We start from the raw sequence: 25773 nt of genomic DNA on the forward strand, positions 1-25773 counted from the left end.
CTGTCGCCGCCGGCCGTCACTCCTAGCTCGGTGGGGGAGGCTCGCGGGAGGCGCCGATGTTCGTCGAAGGGGGATGGAAGGCGCCCTGGGAGCCGCCGCCGCGCCCGCCCCAGCGCCGGCTGACCGGGCGCCAGGAGCGGGTGCTGGTCTGGATCATCGTCGTCAACGTGCTGCTCTGGTTCATGGCCCCGATCGGCGGCGCGACGCTGATCCACGCCGCCATCGCGGTGATGCACTAGGACGTCCCCGCAGGCCCGCTCCGCGCCGCCCCGAATTGCCGCCCGCCCGACCCGCGTGCTAGCGCGACGTCCCCACCCACGGACGAAGCGAGCATCATGGCGCGGCGCCCCCTCCTTTCCGGCGACATGCTGCCGCTGCTCACCCGGCTGTGGCGCGACTGGCTGCGCCCGCATGCCGGCACGCTCGCCGTCGTGCTGGTGCTGATCGCGGTGATCGGCGTCGCCACCGGCTTCTACCCGACCCTGATCAAGGCCGCCTTCGACGCCTTCGACGCCAAGGATGCCGGGGCGCTCGCCTACGGCCCCGTCCTGGTGATCGCCGTGACCGCCGTGCGCGGCTTCGCGCTCCTCGGCCAGACGGTGCTGACCAACCGGGTCGTCACCCGGATCGAGGCCGACATGCAGGCCGCGCTCTACGGCCACATGATCGAGCAGGACCTGGCCCAGCTCGGCCGCGAGAGCCCGGCGAGCCTCACGCAACGCTTCACCACCGACTTCGCCTTCATCAAGGAGGCGCTGACGCGGATCTCCACCGTGCTGCTGCGCGACGTGGCGATGCTGGCGGCGCTGGTCTGCGCCATGGTGTGGATGGATCCGTGGCTGACCCTCGTCGCCGGGGTGACGGTGCCGTTCGTCGCCGGGCCGATCGCTCGGATCGGCAAGAAGCTGCGCCGGGTCTCGACCTCGACCCAGGAGCAGGTCGGCGCCACCGCGAGCTTGATCAGCGAGAGCCTGGCCGGCGCCCGGGTGGCCAAGACCTACGGCCTCGAAGGCTACCTGAAAGGCCGCACCCGCGACGCCCTCGACGAGGTGCGCCGGCTCAAGATGAAGGCCGCCAATGCCCGCGGGCGGCTCGACCCGCTGCTCGAGATCGGCGGCGGCCTCGCCGTCGCCGGGGTGCTCGCCTTCATCGGCCACCGCATCCTCTCGGGCGAGAAGACGGTGGGCGACTTCACCGGCTACGTCGCGGCGCTCCTGCTCGCCGCCCAGCCGGCCCGGGCGCTGGGCAACCTCAACGCGATCCTGCAAGAGGCGCTCGCCGCCCTGTCGCGCACCTTCGCGCTGATGGACGAGGCGCCCACGATCCGGGAGAAGCCGGGGGCGCCGGCCTTGGCCGTCGCCGGCGGCGAGGTCCGGTTCGAGGGCGTGCGCTTCCGCTACCGCGACGACGCCCCGGCGCTGGAGGGCATCGACCTCACCGTCCCGGCCGGGTGCACCACGGCGCTCGTCGGCCGCTCGGGCTCGGGCAAGTCGACCCTGCTGTCGCTCGTGCCGCGGCTCTACGACGTGGCGGAGGGCCGGGTCCGAATCGACGGGCAGGACGTGCGCGACGTGACGCTCGCCTCGCTTCGCCGCGCCGTCGCGGTGGTGTCGCAGGAGGTGGTGCTGTTCGACGACACCATCGCGCAGAACATCGCCTTCGGCCGCGAGGGCGCGAGCCGGGCCGAGATCGAGGCGGCCGCCCAGGCCGCCGCGGCGCACGGCTTCATCACCGCCAAGGCCGAGGGCTACGACTTCCGGGTCGGCCCGGCCGGCAACCGGCTCTCGGGCGGCGAGCGCCAGCGCGTCGCGCTTGCCCGCGCCTTCCTGCGGGACGCGCCGATCCTGCTCCTCGACGAGGCGACCTCGGCCCTCGACGCCGAGTCCGAGCAGCTGGTCCAGGCGGCCCTGACCCGGCTGATGCGCGGCCGCACCACCCTGGTCATCGCCCACCGCCTCTCGACGGTGCGCGACGCCGACGTGATCGTCGCCATGGAGGGCGGCCGGATCGCCGAGACCGGCAGCCACGCGGACCTGATCGCCCGGGGCGGCACCTATGCCCGCCTGCACCGGATCCAGCTCGCCGACGACCGGGAGCCGGCTTCGGCGGTCCAAGCACGATGAGGCAGCGGCATGAGGCGAGCGTCGTGAGACCTGCCGGGCCGGAGGCGCCCGCCGGCCGCCGCCTCGCCGAGGGCGTCGCCTTCGCTCTCGTCGCGGTGAGCCTCTGGGGCGGCTGGTTCGTCGTCACCCGCCGGACGGTGGGGGCGGGGGGCGCGCTCGGGCCCGCCGACCTCGTGGCCCTGCGCTTCGGCATCGGCGGCCTCATCCTGCTGCCGGTGCTGCTGTTGCGCCTGCGCGGCCTCGGCCGGGCGGCCCTCCTCGACGGCGCGATCCTGTTCCTCGCGCAGGGAGCGCCGTTCGCGCTGCTGATCTCGGTCGCCCTGCGCTACGCACCGGCGGGCCACGGGGCGGCGCTGACGCCCGGCACGATGCCGCTCTTCGCCGCCCTGCTCGGCGCCCTGGTGCTCGGCGACCGGCCGGGGCGGCTCGCGCTCGCCGGCCTCGGGCTGATCGCCGCCGGGGCGCTCACCCTGGCGGGGGGATTTCGTGATGCCGACGAGTTGTTCGGCTACGCCCTGTTCCTCACCGCCGCCTTCCTGTGGGCCGCCGGCACGGTGCGGATGCGCCGCTCGCGCCTCACGGCCCTGGAGGCGACGGCGCTGATCTGCGTCGCCTCGCTCGTCACCTACATCCCGGTCTATCTCGCCTCGGGCCTGTCGCGTCTGGCCGAGGCGCCGCCGGCGGAGCTCGCGATCCAGGCGCTCTACCAGGGCGTGCTGGTGAGCGTGGTGGCGCTCATCGCCTTCAACCGCTCCCTGGCGTTGATCGGCCGGCGCACCCCGGCCTTCACGGCCCTGGTGCCGGTGATCGCCACGCTGCTGGCGATTCCCGTGCTCGGCGAGGTGCCGGACCCGCTCCATGTCGGGGCGATCCTGGCGATCGGGGCGGGGGTGCTGCTGACGACGCGGGGGTGAGGGACGTCACTCCCGCCGCAACAGCCGATCCACCACCATGTCCGACCACAGGCCCGTGCGAAACTCGCGCTTGAGCGCCTCCGGGTCGTAGACGTGCTCGACCCAGTCCAGGAAGCTCAGGCCCTTCGGCTCGCCCTCGGCGAGGTAGCGCTCGAAGAACGCGTCGAGGATGCCGGTCTTGGCGAAGCGGAAATGGCCGAACCGGGCCGAGAGCTGGCGCGCCGCCTCGCGCACCGGGCGCTCCTCATGCAGGATCAGGTAGAGGGCGGCGGCCAGCCCCGCCCGGTCGGCGCCGGACTTGCAGTGCAGCACCGCCGGGTAGGCCAGGCCGGCGAAGAAGTCCTTGGCGGCGAGCAGCGTCGCCTTGTCGGGCGCCTCGCGCGAGCGCATCACGAACTCGACCAGGGCGAGCCCCTCGCGCTCGCAGGCCTCGCGCTGCAACTGCCAGGAGCCGTGCTCGCGCCCGCCGCGCAGCGAGATGATCGTGCGCACGCCCTGGCGCCGGAACCAGGCGAGGTCGTGAGGGCCCGGCTGGGCCGAGCGCCAAACCAGCCCGCGCCCGATCCGGTGACGGTTGAGATAGGCCAGGCGGAACACGCCGTGATCGACGAGCAGCATGTTGGCCCAGGCGCGCAGGCGTCCGCCCGGGCCGGCGATCGGCTGCTCCCAGCGGGCGATGCGGGCCATGCGGCGAGCGTAGCGGGTCTCGGGCGGGAGGAAGCGGTTGAGCACGCGGGGCAGGCGCCTGGCTTTAAGGGACAATACGCGATTCGCGAGAACGGGCAGCGTGCCGCTCTAGCAGCCGCGTGACCCGGCCGCAACGACGGTCCGGCAGATGAGCCGGCCCCTAAGCCTGGCATTGCGCTTGCGACGTCTCCCCCGCATCGTAGGGACGCGATCCGTCGGCTAACAATCGAGGGGGAAGACCGTGAGCACTCAGGTCGTCAGCATTCGCCGGGCCCGGGAACAGGATGCCGGGATGCTGTCGGAGATCTTCGACGCCGCCTGGCGCGAGGCCTATCAGGGCATCATCCCGGGCGTCGCCCTCGACCGCATGCTCGCCCGGCGCGGGCCGCGCTGGTGGCGCTCCACGCTCGGCCGCAGCCGGCCGCTGGTGGTGCTTGAGGTGGGCGAGAGCGTCATCGGCTACGTCTCCTACGGCCGCTGCCGCGACCGGGCCCTCAAGGCCGAGGGCGAGATCGACGAGATCTACCTCGCGCCGACCTACCAGGGACTCGGCTACGGCACCCGGCTGTTCCGGGCGGTGCGCAACGACCTCGCCGACCGGGACGTGCGCCGGGTCGCGGTGTGGTCGCTCACCGAGAACGACCGGGCGCGGGACTTCTACGAGCGGATGGGCGGGCGCGTCGTCGCCGAGGCCTGCGACCGCATCGCCGGGGCCGACCTGCACAAGGTCGCGTACCTGTTCGGGTGAGGGGAGGGCGCCGCGCCCGCCTTGCCTGTCGCCTGGTCGCCGGGGCGCGGCAACCTGCTCAAACATTGCTCATTTGCAGCAACGGACTCCGGCCCGCCGGTCGTCGCGATCGGCTGGGCCGCCGCGGAACTTGTCCTCGACTGTGACGGCCTCCGTTGCATCCCGGCGCTTGTGCCGGCGCCCGCAGCCCTCTAAGGACCGCGCCATTCAGGGGCGCTCTCGCCCTTGCAGGGAGTTCTCACATGCGCCTCGACGCCATTTCCATCGGCAAGAACCCGCCCGAAGACGTCAACGTCGTCATCGAGGTTCCGGTCGGCGGCGAGCCGATCAAGTACGAGATGGACAAGGATGCCGGGACGCTGATCGTCGACCGCTTCCTCTACACCGCGATGCACTATCCGGGAAACTACGGCTTCATCCCCCACACCCTGTCGGGCGACGGTGATCCGTGCGACGTGCTCGTCGCCAACACCCGGGCGATCGTGCCCGGCGCCGTGATGAGCGTGCGCCCGGTCGGCGTGCTGGTGATGGAGGACAATGCCGGCGAGGACGAGAAGATCATCGCCGTCCCGTCGCGCAACCTGACCAAGCGCTACGACCGCGTCGAGAACTACACCGACCTGCCCGAGATCACGATCCACCAGATCCAGCACTTCTTCGAGCACTACAAGGATCTCGAGCCCGGAAAGTGGGTGAAGATCGTCCGCTGGGGCGACAAGGCCGAGGCGCACCGCCTGATCCTCGAGGGCATCGAGCGCGCCAAGAAGGCGAAGTAAGGACGACGGGCGCCCACCGCGCCCTCACCCCTCCCCCTTCTGCCGGGGAGGGTGCCCCCGGAGCGGGGCAGGAGAGGGAGCCGCCGCTTCCGGAGAGGGCCGCGACCGTTCCGATGGGCGCGCCTGGACCACAGCGTCGCGTTGACCCTCTCCCGGCCTGCTCCGCAGGCCACCCCGTCCCGCGGAAGCGGAAGGGTTTTGTGCGCGCGACCGGCGCGGATCGTATCCCCGGTCGACGATTCCCCGTTCAGACCGCCCGCGTCTCGGCCACGGCGCCCACCCGCGCCTTCTTCACCGCATCGTTGTAGGGCGCGTTGTAGGCCCGGCGCACCGAGGCCCAGTAGGCTTCGCGCTCGCGGGCCGAGAGACGGCCGAGCGCCGCGTTGAGGGCGGCCTCGCCGGCGGCTTCCAGCCCGCGCAGCTGGTCCGGGGTCACGTCGTGAACGGTGGTCATGTGAAGGGGTCCCGAGCCCGGTTGGGTTCGAGCGCCATCATGCCACAAGCGCTGCCGTTCCGCACGCCACACTTGTCGCGACGGCGCCACGCCCCAAACCCTGTCCCCGCTGTTTCGCGCGCAGGACGGCGTCAGCGGGCGGCGCCCTGGGTTCCCATCCTAGCTCCGGAGAAGGCCGGGTTGCGGTCGGCCGCCCGGGCGGCACTCGGCGGCAGGCCGTCGGCGCCCTGCGGCGTACCCCCGGCAGGCAGGGGCACACCGGGCTTGGCGGCGCCTTCGGTCCGCTCCTTGCTCCAGCCGTAGCCGGCATTGATCCCGGCATAGAAGCCGGTGAAATCCTCGGCCGCCACCGGGGTGGCGGAGAGGGCACCGATGACGGCGAGTCCCGCCAAGACAGCACCCGAACGGAAAAGGGCAGCGCCCGAACGGAAAGGAGCGGTGGCCAGGGGCCACCGCTCCATCCGTCTTGTTGGCTCGTGCGTGCAGAGATGCACCGAGGATCAGTCCACGCTGATGCTCTGCGCCTCGCGGCCCTTCATGCCCTCGACCACGCCCATGGTGACCGGCTGGCCTTCGGCGAGGGACTCGAGGCCGGCGCGGGCGAGCGCCGAGCGGTGGATGAAGACGTCTTTGCCGCCGTCATTGACCGACACGAAGCCGAAGCCCTTCGCCGGATCGTACCACTTCACGGTGCCGCTCATCTCGGTCGACGGACCGGAGGCGAAGCGGCCACCGCCGCCACCGCGCTCGGGACGGTCGCCGAAGCCGCCGCCGCCGAAGCCGCCGCCGCTGCGCGGCGGACGGGGATCGCGACGGACCGGAGCCTCGGCCGTGCTGGTGTCCACGCTGGTGATGTTGGTCACCTGCGGGCCCTTCTGGCCCTGCGCGGTCTGGACGGTCAGGCGGGTGCCCGGCATCAGATCGGCGTGGCCGGCCGCCTCGACGGCGCGGATGTGAAGGAAGGCATCGCCCGAACCGTCGCCGAGTTCGACGAAGCCGAAGCCCTTCTCCTTGTTGAACCACTTGACCGTCGCGTCACGCTCCGGCCCGGAGGGGGCAGCACCGCGCGAGGCACCGCCGCCGAAGCCACCGCCGCTGCCGCCGAAGCCGCCGCCGCCGTAACCACCGCCGCCGCCACCACCGTAGCCGCCGCCACCGCCACCATAGCCACCGCCACCGTAGCCGCCGCTCGGCTGAGCCTGATCAGGCCACCGCGGCTCGCCACCACCCTCGTCGAAGCCGCGACGGCGCGGCTCCCTGAAATCACGACCACGTCCCATTAGAAGCTCGCCAAAACGTAAAAACCGCCGACCACCCTTGTACCCCGTTGCGTTCTGTACCTGACAGCGGACGCCTCGAGATCGTTCCATTCCCGGTTGCGGTGACCAAGATGACCGCCACACTCCTGACGCAACTCAGACCGTACCGCAAGGCGGATCTGCCACGCGTGGCGATGACGGGGGTTACTTTCTCACGTCGGCGCGCGGATTGACAGCCCGATTCGCCATCTTTTCCCCGTGTCCCTCCTGCACCAGTGTGGCGTATGAGCACGCCCGCCCCTCTCCGAAAGAGGGGCTTGAGCGCCGGGGAGGGACCCCAGCACCGCTGCGCCGCGTTGGCTCCGGGTCCGCGCCCGTCGCGCCTCATCCGTCGCGCCCGTTCGTCTTTGCCGAGGATCCGATGCCGGCCCACACCCTCCGCCCGTCGCGCCGCCACGCCGATCTCGGCCCCGATTTCTACGACGTCGTCGCGCCCGCCCGCTTTCCCGCCCACATCCTGCGCCACCGCAACCAGCCCTGGGCCGAGCGGGTCGGCCTCGGCGGCCTGACCGACGAGGAATGGATCGCGCATTTCGGCCGGTTCGCGCCGCTGCCCGGCAGCTTCCCCGAGCCGCTGGCCCTGCGCTACCACGGCCACCAGTTCCGCAGCTACAACCCGGATCTCGGCGACGGCCGCGGCTTCCTGTTCGCACAACTGCACGATCTCGCCGACGGGCGGCTGCTCGATCTCGGGACGAAGGGCAGCGGGCAGACGCCCTGGTCGCGCACCGCCGACGGCCGGCTGACCCTCAAGGGCGGGGTGCGCGAGGTGCTGGCGACCGCGATGCTCGAGGCGCTCGGCGTCGAGACCTCGAAGTCGTTCAGCCTGATCGAGACCGGGGAGGCCTTGATGCGCGGCGACGAGCCGTCGCCGACCCGCTCCTCGGTGCTGGTGCGGCTCAGCCACTCTCATGTCCGCATCGGCACCTTCCAGCGCTTCCGCGCCCACGGCGACACCGGCAACCTGCTCCGGCTCCTCGACCACGCGGTCCGCACCTATCTGCCGGAGGCCTGGCGCGACGACCCGGCCGACCGGGCGGCCGCCTTCCTCGCCGAGGTCTGCCGCCGCGTCGCCCGGATGGGCGCGCAATGGATGGCCGCCGGGTTCGTCCACGGGGTGCTCAACACCGACAACATCAACGTGACCGGCGAGAGCTTCGATTACGGCCCGTGGCGCTTCGCGCCCGTCAACGACCCGGCCTTCACCGCCGCCTATTTCGACGAGTACGGCCTCTACGCCTTCGGGCGCCAGCCGGAGGCCTTGGGGTGGAACCTCGCGCGGCTGGCCGAGTGCCTGCTGCCGCTCTCCGACGAGACGCGGCTGGGCTCGGCCATGGACGTCTACGGCCCGGCCCTGCAGGAGGCCTTCGCCCGCGCGATCCTGCGGCGCCTCGGCCTCGCGGTGCCCGCCGACGAGACGGCGATGCACACCCTCGTCGGCGCGTTCTGGGCCTTCCTGCAGACGAGCCGGGCGCCGTTCGAGCAGGCCTTCTTCGACTGGCATGGCGGGCTCGCCGGCGAGGCCCGCGCGGCCCGCAGCCCGTCCGCCGCCCATTATCAGGGTGAGGGCTTCGCCCGGGTGCGCCAAGCGCTCGACGGGCTGAGCCCCGATCCGGCGGCGCGGCTCGATCACCCGTACTTCGCGCGGGCGGTCCCCTGCACGATGCTGATCGACGAGGTCGAGGCCCTGTGGGCGCCGATCGCGGCCGACGACGACTGGTCGGCCTACCACGCCAAGCTCGCCGACATCGCCGCGATGGCGGAGGCCTACGGCACCCGGCCGGCGGCGCCCTGACGCGCCGGCCGGGCCTCCGGGGCGTCGGCGGCGCGCGGATCGCCCCCTCCCTTGAGGTCGACGTCGCGGAACAGGTGGCGGCCGAGAGGATCCATGCGGTAGCCCGTCACCTCCCGGCGCGCCGCCACGAACACCGCCGAATGGGCGATCGGCACCCACGGCACCTCGCGGGCGAAGATGCCCTGCGCCCGCCGGTAGAGGTCCGCCCGGGCCTCCTGGTCGGTGATGCGCCGGGCCTGCGTCACCAGGGCGTCGAAGTCCGGGTTGCACCAGCGGGCGACGTTGCTGCCGCCGGATTGCGCCGGGACGCAGGCCAGAAGGACGCCGAGGAAGTTGTCCGGGTCGCCGTTGTCGGCGGTCCAGCCGAACAGCGCCATGGCGGGCTGCCCGGCGAGCATCCGGGCCCGGTAGGCGCTCCACTCGTCGGTCATCAGCCGCAGCCGCACGCCGATGCGGGCGAGATCGGCCTGGATCATGTCGGCGACGCGGCGGCCGTTGGGATTGTAGGCCCGGCTCACCGGCGGATACCACAATTCGGCCTCGAAGCCGGACGGGAAGCCCGCCTCGGCGAGGAGACGCTGCGCCGCCGGCCGGTCGAGGGGCGGATCCTTCAGCGCCGGGTCGTGCCCCCAGAGGTTCGGCGGCAGGGGCGAGCGGGCCACCGTGCCGCCCGGGCCGTAGATCCCGGCCACGATCGCCGCCTTGTCGATCGCCATCGCGACGGCGCGGCGCACCCGCAGGTCGTCGAAGGGCGGCCTCAGCACGTTGAGAGCGAGGTAGCCGATATTCAGCTCCTCCTCCCGCATCAGGGTCAGGCCCGGATCGGCCTGGATCGAGGCGAGGTCGGCCGGGTTGGGGAACGGCATCAGGTGGCACTCGCCGGCCCGGACCTTGGCGAGGCGCACCGCCGCGTTCGGGGTGATCGAGAAGACCAGGCTGTCGATCGCCGGGCGCCCGCGCCAATGCTCCGGGAAGGCGCGGTAGCGCAGCGCGATGTCGGGCTGGAACGCCACGAAGCTGAACGGCCCGGTGCCGATCGGCTCGCGGTCGAAGCGCTCGGGCTCGCCGGCGGCCAGGAGCGCGGCGGCGTATTCCGCCGATTGCACCGCCCCCAGCGTCATGGCGATGTTCGGCAGGAAGGTGGCGTCGGCCTGGCGCAGGCGGATATGCACCGTGCGGGCATCCGGCGCCTCGACCGCCTCGATCAGCTCGGGCAGGCCGAGATCGCGAAAATAGGCGTACTGGCCGCCCGAAATGTTGTGGAACGGGTGGTCGGGCCGCCACTGGCGGGTGATCGAGAACACCACGTCCTCGGCCGAGAGCGGCCGGGTCGGCCGGAACCGGGCGTTGCGGTGGAAGGCGACGCCGGGGCGCAATCTGAATGTGTAGTCGCGCCCGTCCGGCGAGATCGTCCAGGATTCGGCGAGGCCCGGGCGGATCGTGGTGGTGCCGGGCTCGAACGCCACCAGGGTGTCGAAGACCGGCCAGGCCGCATCCATCCCGGTCGTGGTGGTGACGAGCTGCGGGTTCAGCGATTCCGGATTGCCTTCGGAGCAGAAGACCAGGGTCTTGGCGGCGGCGGGGAAAGCCGCGAGGACGAGCGCGGCGCACAGGGCCGCGAGCAGGGCCCCCGGGCTCAGGCCGCCGCCGGGGCGGTCCGATCCTGGCCTGAACTTTCTCACGGCCCGGCCCGGCCCGGCGCGGCGACGCGCCGACGGGCGGAGTTTCCAACGCGGCACCATCGGGCCTCCTATTGCGCCGCCACCGCAGCCCGTGCCGGCGGCGCGAGGCGGGCCGGGAACTCGACCCGCACCACCGTGCCGCGCCCGGCCCGGCTCTCGACCGCGATGCGGCCCTGGAGCTGCCCGGTGACGAGGTTGTAGACGATATGCATGCCGAGGCCCGAGCTGCCGCGGTGGCGGGCGGTGGTGAAGAACGGATCGAAGATGCGCTCGCGGTCCGACGCCGCGATCCCGTGCCCGTCGTCGCGCACCTCGATCCGCACGAAATCCCCGTCGCGCCCGCCGTCCTGCGAGACCCCGACGGCCTCGTGCGAGACCGCCACGGTGATGCGGCCGGCCTCGCCCTCCGCGAAGGCGTGGACCACGGCGTTCTTGACCAGGTTGGTGATGATCTGCGCCAGGGCGCCGGGATGGGTGTCGACCTCGAACTCGTCGGGGGCGTCCAGCTCGAGGCGGTGCCCGCCCCGGCGCAGGAGGGGGCCTAAGCTGCGCAGCAACTCGCCCAGCCACTCGCGCAGGGCGAAGCGGCGGTGCTCGTCGCTCACCCGGTCGACCGCGACCTGCTTGAAGCTGTGGACGAGGTCGGCGGCGCGGGCGAGGTTGGCGGTGAGGAGGTGCGAGCCCTCCTGCATCCGCTCGACGAAATGGGTCAGGCGCGAGCGCGAGAGCTGGCCGGTCTTCGCCAGTTCGCCGAAATCGCGCGCCTCGTCGCGCACCAGGGTGGCGGTGGTGAGCGCGATGCCGAGCGGCGTGTTGATCTCGTGCGCCACCCCGGCGACGAGCTGGCCGAGGGATGCGAGCTTCTCGGCCTGGATCAGGTCCGACTGGGTCTGGCGCAGCTCGGCCAGCGTCCGGTCGGCCTCCTCCTTGGCGCGGCGCAGCGCCCGCTCGCGCCGGCCGATCTCCTCGACGAACATCGCGGTGGAGCGTGCCATGTCGCCGAGCTCGTCGCGCCGGCGCCCGAACGCGGCGCCGACATCGCCGGCCGCCATCTCGCGCCGGCCCGGATCGGCGGCGAGCGCCAGCATGCCGCGCTGAAGCTGGCGCAAGGGGGCGGTGATCGACCCCGCCACGACGAGGCCGACCGTGGAGCCGAGGACCAAGCCGGCCCCGGCGCCGACGAGGAGCAGCCGCAGCAGGAAGGTGCCGAAGCGGTCGGCGTCGTCGATGAAGATCTCGTTGAGGCTGCGGGCGGCCTCGCCGATCACCGCCGCGAGGCCGTCCATCGCGGCGATGCCCTCGTTCTGCCGGCGCAGCCCCTCGACCGTGGTGCCGAGGCGCTCGCGCCAGCCGTCGATGGCCTCGATCATCTCGCCCTGGATCAGCGGCGAGATCGGCAGGGCGGCGGCGGTCTCGGACAGGCGCCGCCCGTCCTCGAGCATCGCGGCCGCCGCCGGCACGTCGCGCCGGCGCAGGGCCTCGGCGGTGCGCTGGCCGAGCTTGAGGGTCTCCAGCGCGATGTTCTGGGCCGCCTGCTCGGTCTCGTTGGCCTGCACCGCGTAGGAGAGGAGCTGCGTCACCTCGTCGTGCAGGGCGCGCTGGGCCGAGCCGTCGATCTTGAGCACCCGCTCGCACCACTCGTCGAGGACGTTGACCGGCGAGGGGAGCGGCGCGGGGACCGGGGTAGCGCCGCCGGCGGCGACGGGGCGCGGCTCCTCGCCCCCGCGCCAGGCCTCGTAGGCCGCGGCCAGGATCAGGAGCTCCTCGGCCTCGGCCGCGCGCCCGTCGCCCTTGAGCGCCGCCGCGAGGTCGCGGGCGGCGTTGCGCACGTGAACCATCGAGACCTGGACCGTCGAGGCGGTCTCGGCGGAGCGCTCCCCGGGCGACGCGGCGCCGGCCCGCCGCAGGGCCTCGATCTCGGCCTCGGCCACCAGGGCCCGCAGCTCGTTGACGGCGCCGACCACGTCGCGCACCTGGCGCAGGGTGGCGGCCTTGGCGGTGAGGGAGACGACGAGGTCGGTATTGGCGGCGCGCTGCCGGTCCCGGGCCTGGTCGGCGAGGCTCACCAGGGCGTCGGCGCGGGCGGCCATCTCGGCGATGAGCCCGTCATTCTCCCGGGTGATCCGCACCAGGGCCTGCATCTGGTCGATCGAATCCTTGAGCGCGGCGCGGGCCGCCTCGATCCGGGCCGCCTGGTCCGGGGTGCGGGCGTAGCGGCGCAGGTCGTCGAGGGAGCCGGCGGATTCGGCGGTCAGGCGGGCGAAGCGCTCGGCGTGGTCGGTGCGCTCCGTCGGCCGCGCCGTCAGGAACTCGTCCCGCACCGTCGTCGACAGGGTCAGGGTGCGGTAGATCGCACCGGCCAGCACCGCGCCGTCGCGGGCCTTCTCGGCCTGGGCGAGCAGCAGCCAGCCGGCGAGCGCGATGAGCGCCGCGATGGTGATCGGCAGGCCGCCGACGAGGAAGATCTTGTGGCCGACCCGCATCGTCGCCCCGTTCCGCCGCGGGTGACGACTATGCATTAATTCTCAAGGTCTGCCAGACCGGGCCGCCGCCCCTCACGGGCCGGACAGGTTCCGGGCCGGGTGGCCGCGCACGCCGCCGCGGGAGCGGACGGCCGGCCGGCCCGGGCGGCGCCCGGTGTTCCGGGCCCCTGTTCCGGACTCTCGCGCCGGGCGCGCCGCGTGGAGCTTCGCCGGGGTGCCGGGGACCTCCGCCTGCGGGGACAGGGGAGCCGGCCGGCAGGCGGCGCAGCGGTCCGGCCGGGCCGGCCGGCCGGGAATCCCGGGCGCGTCCGCGACAACGGCGGCGGGCTCCCCGCCCAGGATGGCGCGCAACGCCTCCAGCTCCGCGGGATCGCCGTCGAGGAGCGCGTCCAGGAGATCGGCGCTGAAATGCGGCATGACGGCCTCGTCGCCCCACCGGCCGCGTCAGCCGACCGACACCCGGCCCGGGATCCGGGCCGGCGCGGGCGGGCGCTGCTCCTCGATCACCCGCACCGGCCGGCGCGGCTCGGCCGACGAGCCGGGTTGCAGGCAGCCCTCGGGCAGGTAGGGCCAGGTGGCGGCCGCGCAGGCCGGGCCGGCGGCGGGAACCGCCGCGGCCGGCGACGCGGGAGCGGAATCGGCGGGAGCCCGGCCGGAGACGGCAGCGGGCGCCTCCTCGGCCAGATGCGGGACCGTATTCCGCGTCGCCTCGACGACGCCCGCCGTCAGCATCGCGCTCACCAGGATCAGCCGCGCCACAATCATCGTCGCCTCCTCGCAGCCCTTTTTGCGTCCGGGCCCTTGTGGCGAGGGGTATAGGTGCGGTGCGTGTCCGCAATTTTGCTTCATCGTTCGAATTTCGGCAAAACGAACCCACTCGTGTTTCGTCAACCGCGTCGGACGAAACATTCGAAAGTTCAGCCCCGCATCGGACTGCTCGGCTACCCATCAGGAGCCCCCTACCGAACGGGTGAGGAGGGCGGACCCGTCGGCGAGCCGCCGGACGAGGCCTCCGCCCGCGTCGGACCAGGTCGCGCGACCTCCCAAGTCGGAATGGTCCGACCTGGGATGTCAGGACCATCCGGCCGGAGGGTCATTCCGTCGAGCGGGACGAGCGCACGACCCGGCCGACCCGGGCGCGGCCCGTTCAGGCCATCCGACCCGACCTCCCGTTGGATCCTCACGGCGCCGTCCTGCCCGTTCACCCGCGGGGACGGGGCGGTCCGCGATCCCTCGGCGGCGGGACCGGCAACCCCCGATGCCTTGCCGATACCTCGCCAACCCAACGGCAGGCCCGAACCGGGCAGCCGCCGGCTCGGGCCTGCCGCCGCTGGAGCATGAAGTGAACTCACTGGTATTTCAAAAATAAATATTTTTATAATCTATCAAGAAACAATTTGGACACATAGTTTCACCTCTATCGTGCGGTTGAACCGCATTTTGATTTTGAACTAACAGAGTTTAAATTATGATATATTGATATTTTGAGCTATGTTTCTAGTTTGTTAGCGCCAGTGCATGACGTAGGCAACCCCACATTTAAAATCTGTAAGAACTTGAGATCTTTGTAAGATCAAAGATCTCTTGTTACAGCCTTGAAGTTATAAATGTGGTGATTCTGCCACAACCGTGTCCATTGGGAGTCATTCAGGCCTGTTAGTGCTTGGAAGCGATTGATCAACTCAGCGGCATGAAAGATTGTTCCCTCGCACCGGATGAGATTCGGTGCAGTTCGGCAGGTCGGTGCGGCCGCCGGATGTTCAGGGGCATAAGAGGGACATGGTCTCGAGGCCGACGAGGTCTTCGGAACAGAGTCGTTCACCCCTTTCGGGTCCGAAATCTTGGAGGTCTCAATGAAGCTCGTGAAGAGCCTTCTGCTTGGTTCGGCTGCTGGCCTGACCGTCGTTGCCGGTGCGCACGCCGCCGATCTGCCGATCAAGAAGGCTGTGCCCGTCGAGTACGTCCGCGTCTGCTCGACGCATGGTGCCGGCTTCTTCTACATCCCCGGCACCGACACCTGCCTGCGCGTCTCCGGCCGCGCCCGGTTCCAGGCCACCTACCTGCAGGCCTATGCCCGCTCCGGCGACCTGACCGGCTACCAGGGCCTCGGCCGCCTCAACCTCGACGCCCGTACGTCGACCGCCTACGGCACCCTGCGCGCCTTCGTGCGTATGGATCTGTCCTACGGCACCGGTCCGTTCCTCGCCTCCGGCACCGCGCGTCTCGCCGGCACCGGCTTCCCGGCCCTGGGCGTCGACACCTTCGGTCGCGTCACCAACGGCGTGAACCTCGACAAGGCCTTCATCCAGTTCGCCGGCTTCACCGCCGGTCGCGCGGCCTCGTTCTTCGACTTCTACGCCCACGACCTCGAGTTCATCGGCTCGTCGCTCGGCTCCGACACCTCCTCGACCAACCTGCTCGCCTACACGGCGACCTTCGGTCAGGGCTTCTCGGCGACGCTGTCGATGGAAGACCCGCTGCTGCGCAAGACCCCGATCTACGGCAGCGCCAACGGCGGCGCGACCTTCACGCCCTTCCAGGTGTTCCAGCCGGGCGCCGGCAACTTCACTCCGGTCCTCGGCACCAATGCCTTCGGCCAGCCCGTCATCGCCGACTACGACGTCGTCCAGCGCATCCGCATGCCCGACTTCGTCGGCGCGCTCCGCTACGACGCCGCCTGGGGTTCGGCTCAGCTCTCGGCCGCCGTGCACGAGATCAATGCCGCCAACGCCTCGCAGGTGCGCTCCTTCGCCGGCTTCTCGACCGTCGGCGCCGTCGCTCCCCGTCCGACCACCGAATACGGCTGGGCCATCCAGGGCGGCCTGAAGCTCAACACGCCGTTCATCGCCCCCGGCGACCTGCTCTACCTGCAGGGCTCCTACGGCGAAGGCGCCACGCGCTACACCGGCTACAACATGTGGCTCGGCGGCTACACCAACTTCTCGTCGCTCGCCACCGGCACCACGTTCGGCACCTCGCTGGTCGACGCGGTGGTCGATCCGCTCTCCGGCAAGCTCGACCTGTCGAAGTCCTGGACCGTCTCGGCGGCCTACCTGCACTACTGGACTCCCGAGTGGCGTTCGGCCGTGTTCGGCAGCTACGGCGAGATGTCGTACGGCAAGAGCAGCCGCGCCAATCTCGGCTTCGTGAACCAGCTCGGCGGCTTCACCACCGGCCCGCTGCCGAGCCCGTTCGCTCCCGGCTTCGCCTTCACGAACCAGCTGCGCGACACCAACCAGATCGTCGCGGGCGCCAGCCTGATCTGGTCGCCGGTGCGTGACCTCGACATCGGCCTCGAGGGCAACTACGCCCGCCTGGCCCTGCAGAGCGGCCGCGTCATCGACCAGAACAAGGCTCCGGGCATCGGCGGCGCCCAGGTCGTCAACGTCGTGAACGGTGTGCCGGTCGTCGCCGGCGGCGGCGTCCTGCCGACCACCAGCGCGACCGACACGTTCCAGATCCGCATGCGCGTCCAGCGCGACTTCTAAGCTCAGCTTAGATCAAAAATCGGGGGTCCCGGCGCGAGCCGGGGCCCTTTTTATTGTCTTGATGTTCAGGCAAGAAAAAAGGCGCACTCGATGAGTGCGCCTTGCAGGTGCCCTGGGTCTCGAAACTCAGGATGTCTTTCTTGTAGCAGCTTACGCAGATCCGTTCAACTAACAAAAATCGCTCACGAGCAGAACACGAAGATAAAAATTGCCGCTCGCCCAAGCACTAACAATGTCCGATGCCGAACAGATGCGCTCCGTGAGGGCCGGACAGGCGACCCGGAAAGGGCGGCGGCACGGGGCGATAGGCATGAGGATCGGCGTCGGCACCGCTCGCCGGAAGCCTTGCGGAGGGTCAGGCCCGCTGCTCCTTCAGCCGGCGGACGCATTTGCTGTAATATTGCGGCCAGCGCGGACCCTGGGCCTCCTTTTCGGGCCGGCCGAGGGCGCGCCATTCGGCGCCGCACTTGCGCTGGCGCTCCCGGGCGGCGAGACCGCGGACGCTCGGCTCGCGGCGCGGCGCGGATTCGACACCCGGCCCGGTCTGGCCGAAGGCGCAGGCGGGCGCGGCGACCAGCAGAGCCGCCAGGATCGTGCGGGCGAGGGGAGGGATCATGGACGGGGCTCGCAGGACGGGCCCGCGGGACCGGCGGGCGCGAGGCCGAGAGTGCCACAGCATGACGTTACGGCAAGAGGCCTGTCGACGGGCCGGGCGCCGGCCGCGCCGGCGGAGGGGCAAACCGGCGCGCTCGTCGCACGATCGTCGATTGAGACAACCTTCACCCTGTACAGGGTAGGCCCGGCCCTGTTTACCTCTTCGCGAAGCCCGATGCGCGACGGACGCACCCCGTCCCCGCCGTGCGAGAAGGACCAGCCGCATGTCGGCCGTGACGACGCCGCCGATCGACCTCTACTACTGGACGACGCCCAACGGCTGGAAAGCCTCGATCATGCTCGAGGAATGCGGCCTGCCGTACCGCATGGTGCCGATCAACATCGGCAAGGGCGCGCAGACGGCACCCGATTTCCTGGCCGTGGCGCCGCACGGCAAGATCCCGGTCATCGTCGATCCCGACGGGCCGGGGGCTCGGCCGATCACGGTGTTCGAGTCGAACGCGATCCTGCAGTACCTCGCCCGCAAGACCGGCCTGTTCTACCCCGCCGAGGAGCGGGCGCGGATCACGGTCGACATCTGGCTGTTCTGGCAGGCGGCGAATTTCGGGCCGACCCTCGGCCAGACGCATCATTTCCGCATCTACGCGTCGGAGAAGATCCCCTACGCGGTCGAGCGCTTCACCGCCGCGACGGCGAAGCTCTACGCCACGCTCGACGCCCAGCTCGCCCGCCACCCTCACGTCGCCGGCGACGACTACACCATCGCCGACATCGCGATCGTGCCCTGGGCCAAGCTGTGGGAGCGCCAGGGCCAGGACATCGCGGCCTTTCCGAACGTCGCCGCCTGGATCGAGCGGATGAAGGCCCGGCCGGGAGTCCAGCGCGGCTTCCGGCTCAAGCCGGACCCGGACGAGCCGCCGGGACCGGCACCCCGCGGCTGACGCGCGGGGTCAGGGGGTCACTCGGATGCGGGCTTCACCGCCGGCTTCGCCTTGGCGGGGGCCGGCGCGACCTGGGCGAACTCGTCGGGGGCCTTGGTCCAGGTCTGCGAGCCGCACAGGATCTTCAGCATGCAGCCCGAGATCGCGAGTTCGCTCGCGCTCTCGCGACTGACCGAGACGTCGTAGATCTTGCCTTCCTCGGCGTTGTAGATCTGGCCCTTGTAGGCGCCGTCCTCGGGCTTCAGCCCGTCCATCAGGGTGAGGCCGATCACCGGGCGGCTGCGCTTCTTCGGGTCGGGATTCTTGATGTCGGTGCGCGGCTGGCCCTGGTCGTTCAGCGGCGCCTTCAGCCACACCACCTTGCCGCAGGCATGGGCCGCGCCCGGGCCGCACTTCTCGATCTTGATCTTGGCCCGGCCGTCCTCGGTGAGCCAGGTGCCGGAGGGGTCGCCGGCAGGAGCCGCGGCGGCGGCGCCGGCCGAGAGCAGGGAGGCGGCGAGGGTCGGGATCAGGATCGAACGCATGCAGGAAGCTCCTGGCTGTCCGCGTCGGGCGGCCCGCTGGCGGGGCCGCTGCCATCGAGCGGAAGGCTGAGGGACGCCGCCGCGGCCGAACCGGGCCGCGTGGCCGAATGGTCACGTCGAAGCCAGGAAGCCCGAGATTTGGGGCGATTTTTCGGCCGTGTTGCGGCAAGGACGCATCCGGACGGGCGGCCCCGTCGCCTTCCGCGCTTGAGGGGCGCCCGGCCCGCGGCTATAAGCCCGGCGCCGGACGTCCGCTCAAGGACCCGGCGCGCGGGCGCTCGCGCCCGGCTTGAAGCCGGACCTCAGGGTCCGGTGCCGCGCGGCCTCCCACCGCCCACGCCACCGCTATTCTTCTGAACGGACCTCCCATGGCCACCGAGCGCACCTTCTCCATCCTGAAGCCCGACGCCACCGCCCGGAACCTCACCGGCGCGGTCAATGCCGTGATCGAGGAGGCGGGCCTGCGCATCGTCGCCCAGCGCCGCATCCGCATGTCCGACGCCCAGGCGAAGAAGTTCTACGAGGTCCATGCCGAGCGTCCGTTCTACGGCGAGCTCGTCGAGTTCATGACCTCGGGCCCGGTCGTGGTCCAGGTGCTCGAGGGCGAGAACGCCGTCGCCAAGTACCGTGAGGTGATGGGCGCCACCAACCCGGCCCAGGCCGCCGAGGGCACCATCCGCCAGAAGTTCGCGAAGTCGGTCGGCGAGAACACCGTCCACGGCTCCGACAGCCTCGAGAACGCCGGCATCGAGATCAAGCAGTTCTTCGACGACAAGGACATCGTCGGCTAAGGTTTTCCCGGACGGGAAACCCCGATAGGGTGAGGGCCCCCGCCGCGAGGCGGGGGCCTTTTTTGTGCGAGGGAGAGCGAGCGGTGACGGCGCAGCCACGGATCGAGCGGACGACCTCCACCTGCCCGCACGACTGCCCGTCGGTCTGCGCCCTCGAGGTCGAGGTGATCGACGGCGCCACGATCGGCCGGGTGCGCGGCAACCCGCGCCACAGCTACACGGCCGGCGTCGTCTGCGCGAAGGTCGCCCGCTACGCCGAGCGCATCCACCATCCCGACCGGCTGACCCAGCCCCTCATCCGCACCGGCCCGAAGGGCTCGGGGACTTTCGCGCCGATCGGCTGGGACGAGGCGCTCGACCACGTGGCGCAGGAGTTCCGGAAGGCGGAGGCCGTGCACGGGCCTGAGGCGGTCTGGCCCTATTACTATGCCGGCACGATGGGGCTGGTGATGCGCGACGGCATCAACCGGCTGCGCCACGCCAAGGGGTATTCCGGCCAGTTCTCGACCATCTGCACCACGCTCGCCTGGTCGGGCTACATCGCCGGCACCGGCCGTCTCGCCGGGGTCGATCCGCGCGAGATCGCCGAGAGCGACTGCGTGGTGATCTGGGGCACCAACCCGGTGCATACCCAGGTCAACCTGATGACCCACGTCCAGGCCGCCCGGAAGAACCGGGGCGCCAAGGTCGTCGTCGTCGACATCTACGACAACCCGACGATGAAGCAGGCGGACCTCGCCCTGCTGCTGCGGCCGGGGACCGACGGGGCGCTCGCCTGCGCGGTGATGCACGTGCTGTTCCGGGACGGCCTGGCCGACCGCGACTACATGGCCCGCTACACCGACTGCCCGGAGGAGCTGGAGGCGCATCTCCGGAGCCGCGACCCCGCCTGGGCCGCCGCCGTCACGGGCCTGACGGTCGAGGAGATCGAGCGTTTCGCCCACCTCGTCGGGCGCACCAGAAACACTTTCTTCCGCCTCGGCTACGGCTTCGCCCGCAGCCGCAACGGCGCCGCCAACATGCATGCGGCGCTCTGCATCCCGGCGGTGACCGGCGCCTGGCAGCACCGCGGCGGCGGCGCCTTCCACTCGAACAGCGGCGTGTTCGGCCTCGACAAGCGCCTGATCGAGGGGCTCGACGCCATCCGCCCCGGCACCCGGATGCTCGACCAGTCGCAGATCGGCCGGGTGCTCACCGGCGACGCGGAGGCTTTGCGCCACGGCCCGCCGGTGACCGCGATGCTGATCCAGAACACCAACCCGGTCTCGGTCGCCCCCGAGCAGGAGCTGGTGAAGCGGGGCTTTGCCCGCGAGGACCTGTTCGTCTGCGTCCACGAGCAGTTCATGACCGAGACCGCCCGCATGGCCGATCTCGTCCTGCCCGCCACGATGTTCCTGGAGCACGACGACCTCTATACCGGCGGCGGCCAGCAGCACATCCAGCTCGGCCTGAAGCGCATCGACCCGCCGCCTCTCTGCCGCTCGAACCACGAGGTGATCGCGGGCCTGGCCGAGCGCCTCGGCGCCGAGCATCCGGGTTTCTCCATGACCCCGCGCGAGCTGATCGACGCCACGCTCAAGGCCTCGCGCCGCAGCAGCCTGGCGGAGATGGAGGGCGAGGGGTTCCTCGACGTGCAGCCCGCCTACGAGCGCGCCCACTTCCTCGACGGCTTCGCCTATCCGGACCGGCGCTTCCGCTTCCGGCCCGACTGGACGAAGGTGCCGGTGGCGCAGGACGGACCCCGCGGCCCGGCGATGCCGCCGCTTCCCGACCATTGGGAGGCGCCGCTGATGGCGGCAACGGAGGAGCATCCGTTCCGCCTCGCCACCAGCCCGGCGCGCAACTTCCTCAATTCGAGCTTCACCGAGACCCCGACCTCGCTCGCCAAGGAGCGCCACCCGACGGTGATGATCCACCCGGAGGATGCCGGCCCGCTCGGGATCGGCGAGGGGGCGTGGGTGCGCCTCGCGAACGACCGCGGCGCCGTGACGTTGCGGGCGACGCTGTTTGCGGGCCTGCGCCGGGGCGTGCTGATCGCCGAGTCGATCTGGCCCAACGACGCCTATCCGGACGGGCGCGGCATCAACACCCTGACGGGCGCCGACGCGCCGGCCCCGTTCGGCGGCGCCGCCTTCCACGACAACCGCGTATCGATCGCGGCCCTCCCGCAGTAGCGCGGCCCGCGGCCTTTAATCCTCCGGTGTGGCCCGCCCGCCCTTGTGCGGGCGGGGAGTTTCGGCGTCCAACGGTCGAGCTTGACGACACGCAGCCCAACGGACTCCTCCTCCCATGCGTCTCCGCATCTTCCTCGCCGCCGGCTTCCTCGCGCTCGGCGCAGCTTCGGCCCTCGCCGGCGCGTCCTCGTCGCAGCTCGAGGCCTACCAGCCCGACCCGTCGCTGCGCACCGCGCCCAAGTCGGACCTCGAGGCCCGGGTGCGCCGCGCCTGCACCGTCGTCCAGGCCCGGATGCAGAACACCGCGGAGACCAGCCTCGAGCGCCCCTGCGGCTGCTACGCCAAGGCCACCCTGCGCTCGCTCGACGCCTCCGAGATCGAGGCCTACCGCACCACCGGCTACTTCAACGATTCGGCCCGCGCCAAGGCGCTCGGCGCCATCGACAGCTGCAAGCTGCAGCGGCCGGTCTGACGGGGCGGGGCTGCCAGCGCAGTCCGCCGCGCGTCCGCGCACGGCCAACCCACGACGATTCCGACACCCTCCGCGTCATCCGGAAACCGCGAAAGCGGAACCCGGGATGACGCAGAGGGGGTCGGAAATCTCGCGTGACCCGATCGAACCGCTTACAACCGCGCCCTCGCACTCCGCGGCGTCGACAGCAGCAGGTGCGTCTCCGAGGTGGTCACGCCCGGCACCAGGCGCACCCGCCGCAACAGCTCGTCCAGCTCCGGCAGGCTGCCGGCGGACACTTCCACGACGATATCCCACGTGCCGACCGTCGTGTGGACCGAGGTGATCTCGGCGAAGCCTTTCAGGGCGTCGATGACGTCCCCAGCGCGGCGCCCCTCGACGGCGATCAGCGTGATCGCCCGCACCGCCGCGGCTTGAGCGTCCGCCCGCAGCACCACCGTGTAGCCGATGATCTCGCCGTCGCGCTCGAGCCGGTCGAGGCGCGCCCGGACGGTGGCGCGCGACACCTTCAGGAGCGCCGCCAGTTCCGACACCGGCCGTCGGCAATCGTGGCGAAGCAAGGTGATGAGGGCCTGATCGAGCGCGTCCATCTCAAGCTCCCTTGCTCCGGCCCACTTGCTCCGTCGCCCTTGCCGCCACTCTGCGCGATGCGGCCTGCCAGATTGCGCAATCCGCCCGGAAAATCGACCGGGTTAGCGTGTTCGAAGTGACGCGGCCGGTTGCTACGCTCGCGCCGTTCCAGAGGAGAGCGGGCGGGTGGCAGGCGAGTTTCACGACAGCTGCATCCTGGTCGGCGCGCCGGTGCAGTCCGGCACGAACCGGCTCGGCTGCGACATGGGGCCGAGCGCCTACCGGGCGGCGGGCCTGGGGCAAGCGATCCGCGACCTCGGAATCGCGGTGACGGATGCCGGCACCGTCGCCCCGAAACCCTTCGCGCCGCCGCCGCACCCGAACCCGGCGGTGCACCACCTCGCCGAGACCGCCGGCTGGACGCTGGCGCTGACCGAGGCCGCGTACCGCCACAGCGCGGCGGCACGGCCGATCTTCCTCGGCGGCGATCACAGCCTCTCGGCCGGCACGGTGGCGGGAATGGGCTTGCGGGCGCGGTCCGAGGGGCGGCCGCTGTTCCTGCTCTGGCTCGACGCCCATGCCGACCTCCACACCCTCGACACGACGACGAGCGGCAACCTGCACGGCGTGCCGCTGGCCTACCTGACCGGGCAGCCGGGCTTTACGGGCTACTTCCCGCCGCTCGACGCCGCGCTCGATCCGGCGCGGATCTGCATGATCGGCCTGCGCAGCGTCGATCCGGCGGAGCGCGCGGTCCTGCGCGACAGCGGCACCCGGGTGCACGACATGCGCGACATCGACGAGACCGGCATCGTCGCCCCCTTGCGCGACTTCCTGCGCGAGGTGAAGGCCGCGGAAGGGCTCCTGCACGTCAGCCTCGACGTCGATTTCCTCGATCCCGGCATCGCGCCCGGCGTCGGCACCACCGTGCCGGGCGGGGCCACCTTCCGCGAGGCCCACCTGATCATGGAGCTGCTGCACGATTCCGGGCTGGTGCGCAGCCTCGACCTCGTCGAGCTCAATCCCTTCCTCGACGAGCGCGGCCGCACCGCCCTGCTGATGGCCGATCTCGCCGCGAGCCTGTTCGGCCGCCGCATCCTCGACCGACCGACACGGAGCTTCTAGATGCCGGCCCTCAACGTCGTCCCGTTCGTCAGCGTCGACAACATGATGCGCCTCATCCACGCGGTCGGGATCGAGGCGATGCTGGTGCGCCTCGCCGACGCCATCGCGGAGGATTTCGCGCGGTGGGACGCCTTCCAGAAGACGCCGCGCATCGCCGCCCACAGCCCCGACGGCGTCATCGAGCTGATGCCGACCAGCGACGGCCACACCTACGGCTTCAAATACGTCAACGGCCACCCGAAGAACGCCGTCGGCGGTCGCCAGACCGTCACCGCCTTCGGGGTGCTGGCGGATGTCGGCAACGGCTACCCCGTCCTCCTCACCGAGATGACCCTGCTGACGGCGCTCCGCACCGCCGCCACCTCGGCGCTCGCCGCCCGTTTCCTCGCGCGGCCGGGCTCGCGGACCATGGCGCTGATCGGCAACGGCGCCCAGGCGGAATTCCAGGCCCTGGCCTTCCGGGCGCTCCTCGGGGTGGACACCCTGCGCCTCCACGACATCGACCCGGCGGCGACGCGCAAATGCCTGCGCAACCTCTCGGGGCTCGGCTTCGACCTGACGGCCTGCGCCGGCACCGAGGAGGCCGTGCGCGGCGCCGACATCGTCACCACCGTGACGGCGGACAAGCGCAACGCCGTCATCCTCGGCGACAACCTGGTCGGGGAGGGGGTGCATATCAACGCGGTCGGCGGCGACAGCCCGGGCAAGACCGAGCTCGCCCCGGCGCTGCTGCGCCGCGCCGCCCTGTTCGTGGAATACGAGCCCCAGACCCGCATCGAGGGCGAGATCCAGCAGCTGGCCCCGGACCATCCGGTCACCGAGCTGTGGCGGGTGCTGGCCGGATCGGCGCCGGGGCGCACGGGCGCGCGCCAGGTCACGGTGTTCGACTCGGTCGGCTTCGCGATCGAGGATTTCTCGGCGCTGCGCACCGTCCGCGATCTCCTGGCCGAGCACCCGACCTACGAGGACCTCGACCTCCTCGCCGATCCGGACGACCCGCGCGACCTGTTCGGCATGCTGCAGCGGGCGCGCCCGCCGCGCCTGGTCGCGTGAGCGTCCATCCGGACCGTCGTCCGGGACGGCGTCGAATACTTCCGACATCTTCCCCGCCCGGGAGCCACGTCTTCCTGGCTTGAGGGCGCCGCGCGCGCCGGCCGTGACCTTCGCGTCTACGCTTGCGTGCTGGACGCCTCCTGCGCGACTGCCTTCCACCGGTGCCGCGACAGTTGAGAACGTGACGGCAAAGTGGGGTTTCTTCGTCACGACAGTCGTCCGGAGACCGAACGACTACGGAACCCGCTGCCGGCAGTCGCATCGTTCTGCCCAGGACCCGGCCTCGGCCGCGGCGGAGTCATGCACAGGCCTTCCCCAACGAAATTACCTACGCAGTCTTCGGGCTCCCTGCGTAAGGCTTTGTCAACGATCCGTTTTCGGAAATCGCTTTGGTTAACAATACCCTGAGGCCCCGGTCCGGCCTATCGACACGTTCTGAAACATCTGGCATCTCAAGTCCTGTGAACGGGGCACGACAATAGTCCCCGAGATGAGGATGGCTCCGATGAAGAAGCTCGATGTCACGACCCTCGCCACCGTCGCCGGCGGCACCCTGATCTGCAAGCCCGTCTGCGCCCCGGCCTGCCCGCCGGCCCCCTGCGCCCCGGCCCCGAGCAGCTGCGGCACCAAGTCGAAGAAGTGCTGATCGCCGCCACGGCGAACCAGGCATCCCGCGACATCCCGATCACAGGAGAGGCACCATGAAGAAGCTCGACGTCGCCACCCTCGCCACCGTCGCCGGCGGCACCCTGATCTGCAAGCCCGTCTGCGCCCCGGCCTGCCCGCCGGCCCCCTGCGCCCCGGCTCCGAGCAGCTGCGGCACCAAGTCGAAGAAGTGCTGATCGCCGCCACGGCGAACCAGGCATCCCGCGACATCCCGATCACAGGAGAGGCACCATGAAGAAGCTCGACGTCGCCACCCTCGCCACCGTCGCCGGCGGCACCCTGATCTGCAAGCCCGTCTGCGCCCCGGCCTGCCCGCCGGCCCCCTGCGCCCCGGCTCCGAGCAGCTGCGGCACCAAGTCGAAGAAGTGCTGAG

Annotated in this window: 27 protein-coding genes; 16 read left to right on the forward strand and 11 right to left on the reverse strand. The window is 71.2% G+C overall.

The features are described 5' to 3' along the window. Positions 1-56 precede the first annotated feature (56 nt). The 3 genes from G4G93_RS10280 to G4G93_RS10290 all read left to right on the forward strand — a co-directional run bounded on the left by G4G93_RS10280 (position 57) and on the right by G4G93_RS10290 (position 3037). Complete coding sequence (locus G4G93_RS10280; protein ID WP_165083816.1) at positions 57-239, forward strand: hypothetical protein; 183 nt, start codon at positions 57-59, stop codon at positions 237-239. 96 nt (positions 240-335) lie between these two features. After that, entirely contained in the window at positions 336-2123 is a 1788-nt protein-coding gene (locus G4G93_RS10285) for an ABC transporter ATP-binding protein (protein ID WP_206289681.1), read from the forward strand. Next, the gene (locus tag G4G93_RS10290) at positions 2120-3037 is read left to right on the forward strand and encodes a DMT family transporter (protein WP_165083818.1); all 918 of its coding nucleotides are present in this window, start codon (positions 2120-2122) and stop codon (positions 3035-3037) included. The genes G4G93_RS10285 and G4G93_RS10290 overlap by 4 nt, the downstream gene beginning before the upstream one ends. Before the next feature lie 6 nt (positions 3038-3043). Here the strand turns inward: G4G93_RS10290 and G4G93_RS10295 are convergent, their stop codons facing one another. Further along, positions 3044-3769, reverse strand: a complete 726-nt coding sequence (locus G4G93_RS10295; RefSeq protein ID WP_165083820.1) for a fused DSP-PTPase phosphatase/NAD kinase-like protein — start codon at positions 3767-3769, stop codon at positions 3044-3046. Between the two features lie 196 nt (positions 3770-3965). Between G4G93_RS10295 and G4G93_RS10300 the strand changes: the two genes are divergently transcribed. Both G4G93_RS10300 and ppa read left to right on the forward strand, forming a co-directional pair. Then, positions 3966-4472 (forward strand): GNAT family N-acetyltransferase, encoded by a 507-nt coding sequence (locus tag G4G93_RS10300; protein ID WP_165083822.1) that lies wholly within the window; start codon positions 3966-3968, stop codon positions 4470-4472. Between the two features lie 242 nt (positions 4473-4714). Then, positions 4715-5248 carry an inorganic diphosphatase gene (ppa, locus tag G4G93_RS10305; protein WP_165083824.1) on the forward strand — a complete coding sequence of 178 codons (534 nt, stop codon included), beginning with the start codon at positions 4715-4717 and terminating at the stop codon, positions 5246-5248. A 247-nt stretch (positions 5249-5495) separates the two neighbouring features. Here ppa and G4G93_RS10310 read toward each other — a convergent pair whose 3' ends face one another. From G4G93_RS10310 to G4G93_RS10320, 3 genes are all read right to left on the reverse strand, one after another. Further along, positions 5496-5702, reverse strand: coding sequence for a hypothetical protein (locus tag G4G93_RS10310; protein WP_165083826.1), 207 nt, complete (start codon positions 5700-5702; stop codon positions 5496-5498). 131 nt (positions 5703-5833) lie between these two features. Beyond that, entirely contained in the window at positions 5834-6094 is a 261-nt protein-coding gene (locus G4G93_RS10315; protein ID WP_165083828.1) for a hypothetical protein, read from the reverse strand. 108 nt (positions 6095-6202) lie between these two features. Then, positions 6203-6982: a cold-shock protein gene (locus tag G4G93_RS10320; protein ID WP_165084263.1), complete on the reverse strand. Its 780-nt coding sequence runs from the start codon at positions 6980-6982 to the stop codon at positions 6203-6205. Positions 6983-7382: 400 nt separating this feature from the next. On the opposite strand from G4G93_RS10320, the gene G4G93_RS10325 reads away from it, so the two are divergent. Then, positions 7383-8816: a protein adenylyltransferase SelO gene (locus G4G93_RS10325; RefSeq protein ID WP_165083830.1), complete on the forward strand. Its 1434-nt coding sequence runs from the start codon at positions 7383-7385 to the stop codon at positions 8814-8816. Here G4G93_RS10325 and G4G93_RS10330 read toward each other — a convergent pair. The 4 genes from G4G93_RS10330 to G4G93_RS10345 all read right to left on the reverse strand — a co-directional run bounded on the left by G4G93_RS10330 (position 8789) and on the right by G4G93_RS10345 (position 13746). Next, positions 8789-10498, reverse strand: coding sequence for an ABC transporter substrate-binding protein (locus G4G93_RS10330; protein ID WP_312891862.1), 1710 nt, complete (start codon positions 10496-10498; stop codon positions 8789-8791). The two genes, G4G93_RS10325 and G4G93_RS10330, sit on opposite strands and share 28 nt — an antisense overlap. Positions 10499-10566: 68 nt before the next feature. Continuing rightward, on the reverse strand, positions 10567-12981 hold the full coding sequence (locus tag G4G93_RS10335; RefSeq protein WP_165083834.1) for a HAMP domain-containing sensor histidine kinase: 2415 nt from the start codon (positions 12979-12981) through the stop codon (positions 10567-10569). Positions 12982-13053: 72 nt separating this feature from the next. Continuing rightward, positions 13054-13398 carry a hypothetical protein gene (locus G4G93_RS10340; RefSeq protein ID WP_165083836.1) on the reverse strand — a complete coding sequence of 115 codons (345 nt, stop codon included), beginning with the start codon at positions 13396-13398 and terminating at the stop codon, positions 13054-13056. A 27-nt stretch (positions 13399-13425) separates the two neighbouring features. Continuing rightward, positions 13426-13746: a hypothetical protein gene (locus G4G93_RS10345; protein ID WP_165083838.1), complete on the reverse strand. Its 321-nt coding sequence runs from the start codon at positions 13744-13746 to the stop codon at positions 13426-13428. A gap of 1088 nt (positions 13747-14834) precedes the next feature. On the opposite strand from G4G93_RS10345, the gene G4G93_RS10350 reads away from it, so the two are divergent. Then, positions 14835-16469: a porin gene (locus G4G93_RS10350; protein WP_165083840.1), complete on the forward strand. Its 1635-nt coding sequence runs from the start codon at positions 14835-14837 to the stop codon at positions 16467-16469. Between the two features lie 355 nt (positions 16470-16824). Here the strand turns inward: G4G93_RS10350 and G4G93_RS10355 are convergent, their stop codons facing one another. Continuing rightward, the gene (locus G4G93_RS10355; protein ID WP_165083779.1) at positions 16825-17085 is read right to left on the reverse strand and encodes a hypothetical protein; all 261 of its coding nucleotides are present in this window, start codon (positions 17083-17085) and stop codon (positions 16825-16827) included. Positions 17086-17347: 262 nt separating this feature from the next. On the opposite strand from G4G93_RS10355, the gene G4G93_RS10360 reads away from it, so the two are divergent. Further along, positions 17348-18025 carry a glutathione S-transferase family protein gene (locus G4G93_RS10360; RefSeq protein WP_165083842.1) on the forward strand — a complete coding sequence of 226 codons (678 nt, stop codon included), beginning with the start codon at positions 17348-17350 and terminating at the stop codon, positions 18023-18025. A 17-nt stretch (positions 18026-18042) separates the two neighbouring features. Here the strand turns inward: G4G93_RS10360 and G4G93_RS10365 are convergent, their stop codons facing one another. Then, positions 18043-18549 (reverse strand): DUF2147 domain-containing protein, encoded by a 507-nt coding sequence (locus G4G93_RS10365; RefSeq protein ID WP_165083844.1) that lies wholly within the window; start codon positions 18547-18549, stop codon positions 18043-18045. 368 nt (positions 18550-18917) lie between these two features. Between G4G93_RS10365 and ndk the strand changes: the two genes are divergently transcribed. The 3 genes from ndk to G4G93_RS10380 all read left to right on the forward strand — a co-directional run bounded on the left by ndk (position 18918) and on the right by G4G93_RS10380 (position 21986). Further along, positions 18918-19340 carry a nucleoside-diphosphate kinase gene (gene ndk, locus G4G93_RS10370; RefSeq protein WP_048429253.1) on the forward strand — a complete coding sequence of 141 codons (423 nt, stop codon included), beginning with the start codon at positions 18918-18920 and terminating at the stop codon, positions 19338-19340. 83 nt (positions 19341-19423) lie between these two features. After that, positions 19424-21514, forward strand: a complete 2091-nt coding sequence (locus tag G4G93_RS10375; RefSeq protein WP_165083846.1) for a molybdopterin-dependent oxidoreductase — start codon at positions 19424-19426, stop codon at positions 21512-21514. A 115-nt stretch (positions 21515-21629) separates the two neighbouring features. Next, complete coding sequence (locus tag G4G93_RS10380) at positions 21630-21986, forward strand: hypothetical protein (protein WP_165083848.1); 357 nt, start codon at positions 21630-21632, stop codon at positions 21984-21986. A gap of 152 nt (positions 21987-22138) precedes the next feature. Here G4G93_RS10380 and G4G93_RS10385 read toward each other — a convergent pair whose 3' ends face one another. Beyond that, positions 22139-22576: an Lrp/AsnC family transcriptional regulator gene (locus G4G93_RS10385; RefSeq protein ID WP_165083850.1), complete on the reverse strand. Its 438-nt coding sequence runs from the start codon at positions 22574-22576 to the stop codon at positions 22139-22141. 166 nt (positions 22577-22742) lie between these two features. On the opposite strand from G4G93_RS10385, the gene rocF reads away from it, so the two are divergent. The 5 genes from rocF to G4G93_RS10410 all read left to right on the forward strand — a co-directional run bounded on the left by rocF (position 22743) and on the right by G4G93_RS10410 (position 25772). After that, positions 22743-23681, forward strand: a complete 939-nt coding sequence (gene rocF, locus G4G93_RS10390) for an arginase (RefSeq protein ID WP_312891866.1) — start codon at positions 22743-22745, stop codon at positions 23679-23681. Next, a complete protein-coding gene (locus G4G93_RS10395; protein ID WP_165083852.1) occupies positions 23682-24734 on the forward strand; it encodes an ornithine cyclodeaminase in 1053 nt (350 codons plus the stop codon). It abuts the gene before it with no gap. Positions 24735-25239: 505 nt separating this feature from the next. Then, entirely contained in the window at positions 25240-25380 is a 141-nt protein-coding gene (locus tag G4G93_RS10400) for a hypothetical protein (RefSeq protein ID WP_165083854.1), read from the forward strand. A 55-nt stretch (positions 25381-25435) separates the two neighbouring features. Continuing rightward, positions 25436-25576 (forward strand): hypothetical protein, encoded by a 141-nt coding sequence (locus G4G93_RS10405; RefSeq protein ID WP_165083856.1) that lies wholly within the window; start codon positions 25436-25438, stop codon positions 25574-25576. 55 nt (positions 25577-25631) lie between these two features. Further along, positions 25632-25772, forward strand: a complete 141-nt coding sequence (locus G4G93_RS10410) for a hypothetical protein (RefSeq protein ID WP_165083856.1) — start codon at positions 25632-25634, stop codon at positions 25770-25772. The last annotated feature ends 1 nt before the right edge of the window (position 25773 follow it).

It is taken from the genome of Methylobacterium sp. DB0501 (assembly GCF_011043735.1).
Lineage (GTDB): Bacteria > Pseudomonadota > Alphaproteobacteria > Rhizobiales > Beijerinckiaceae > Methylobacterium > Methylobacterium alsaeris.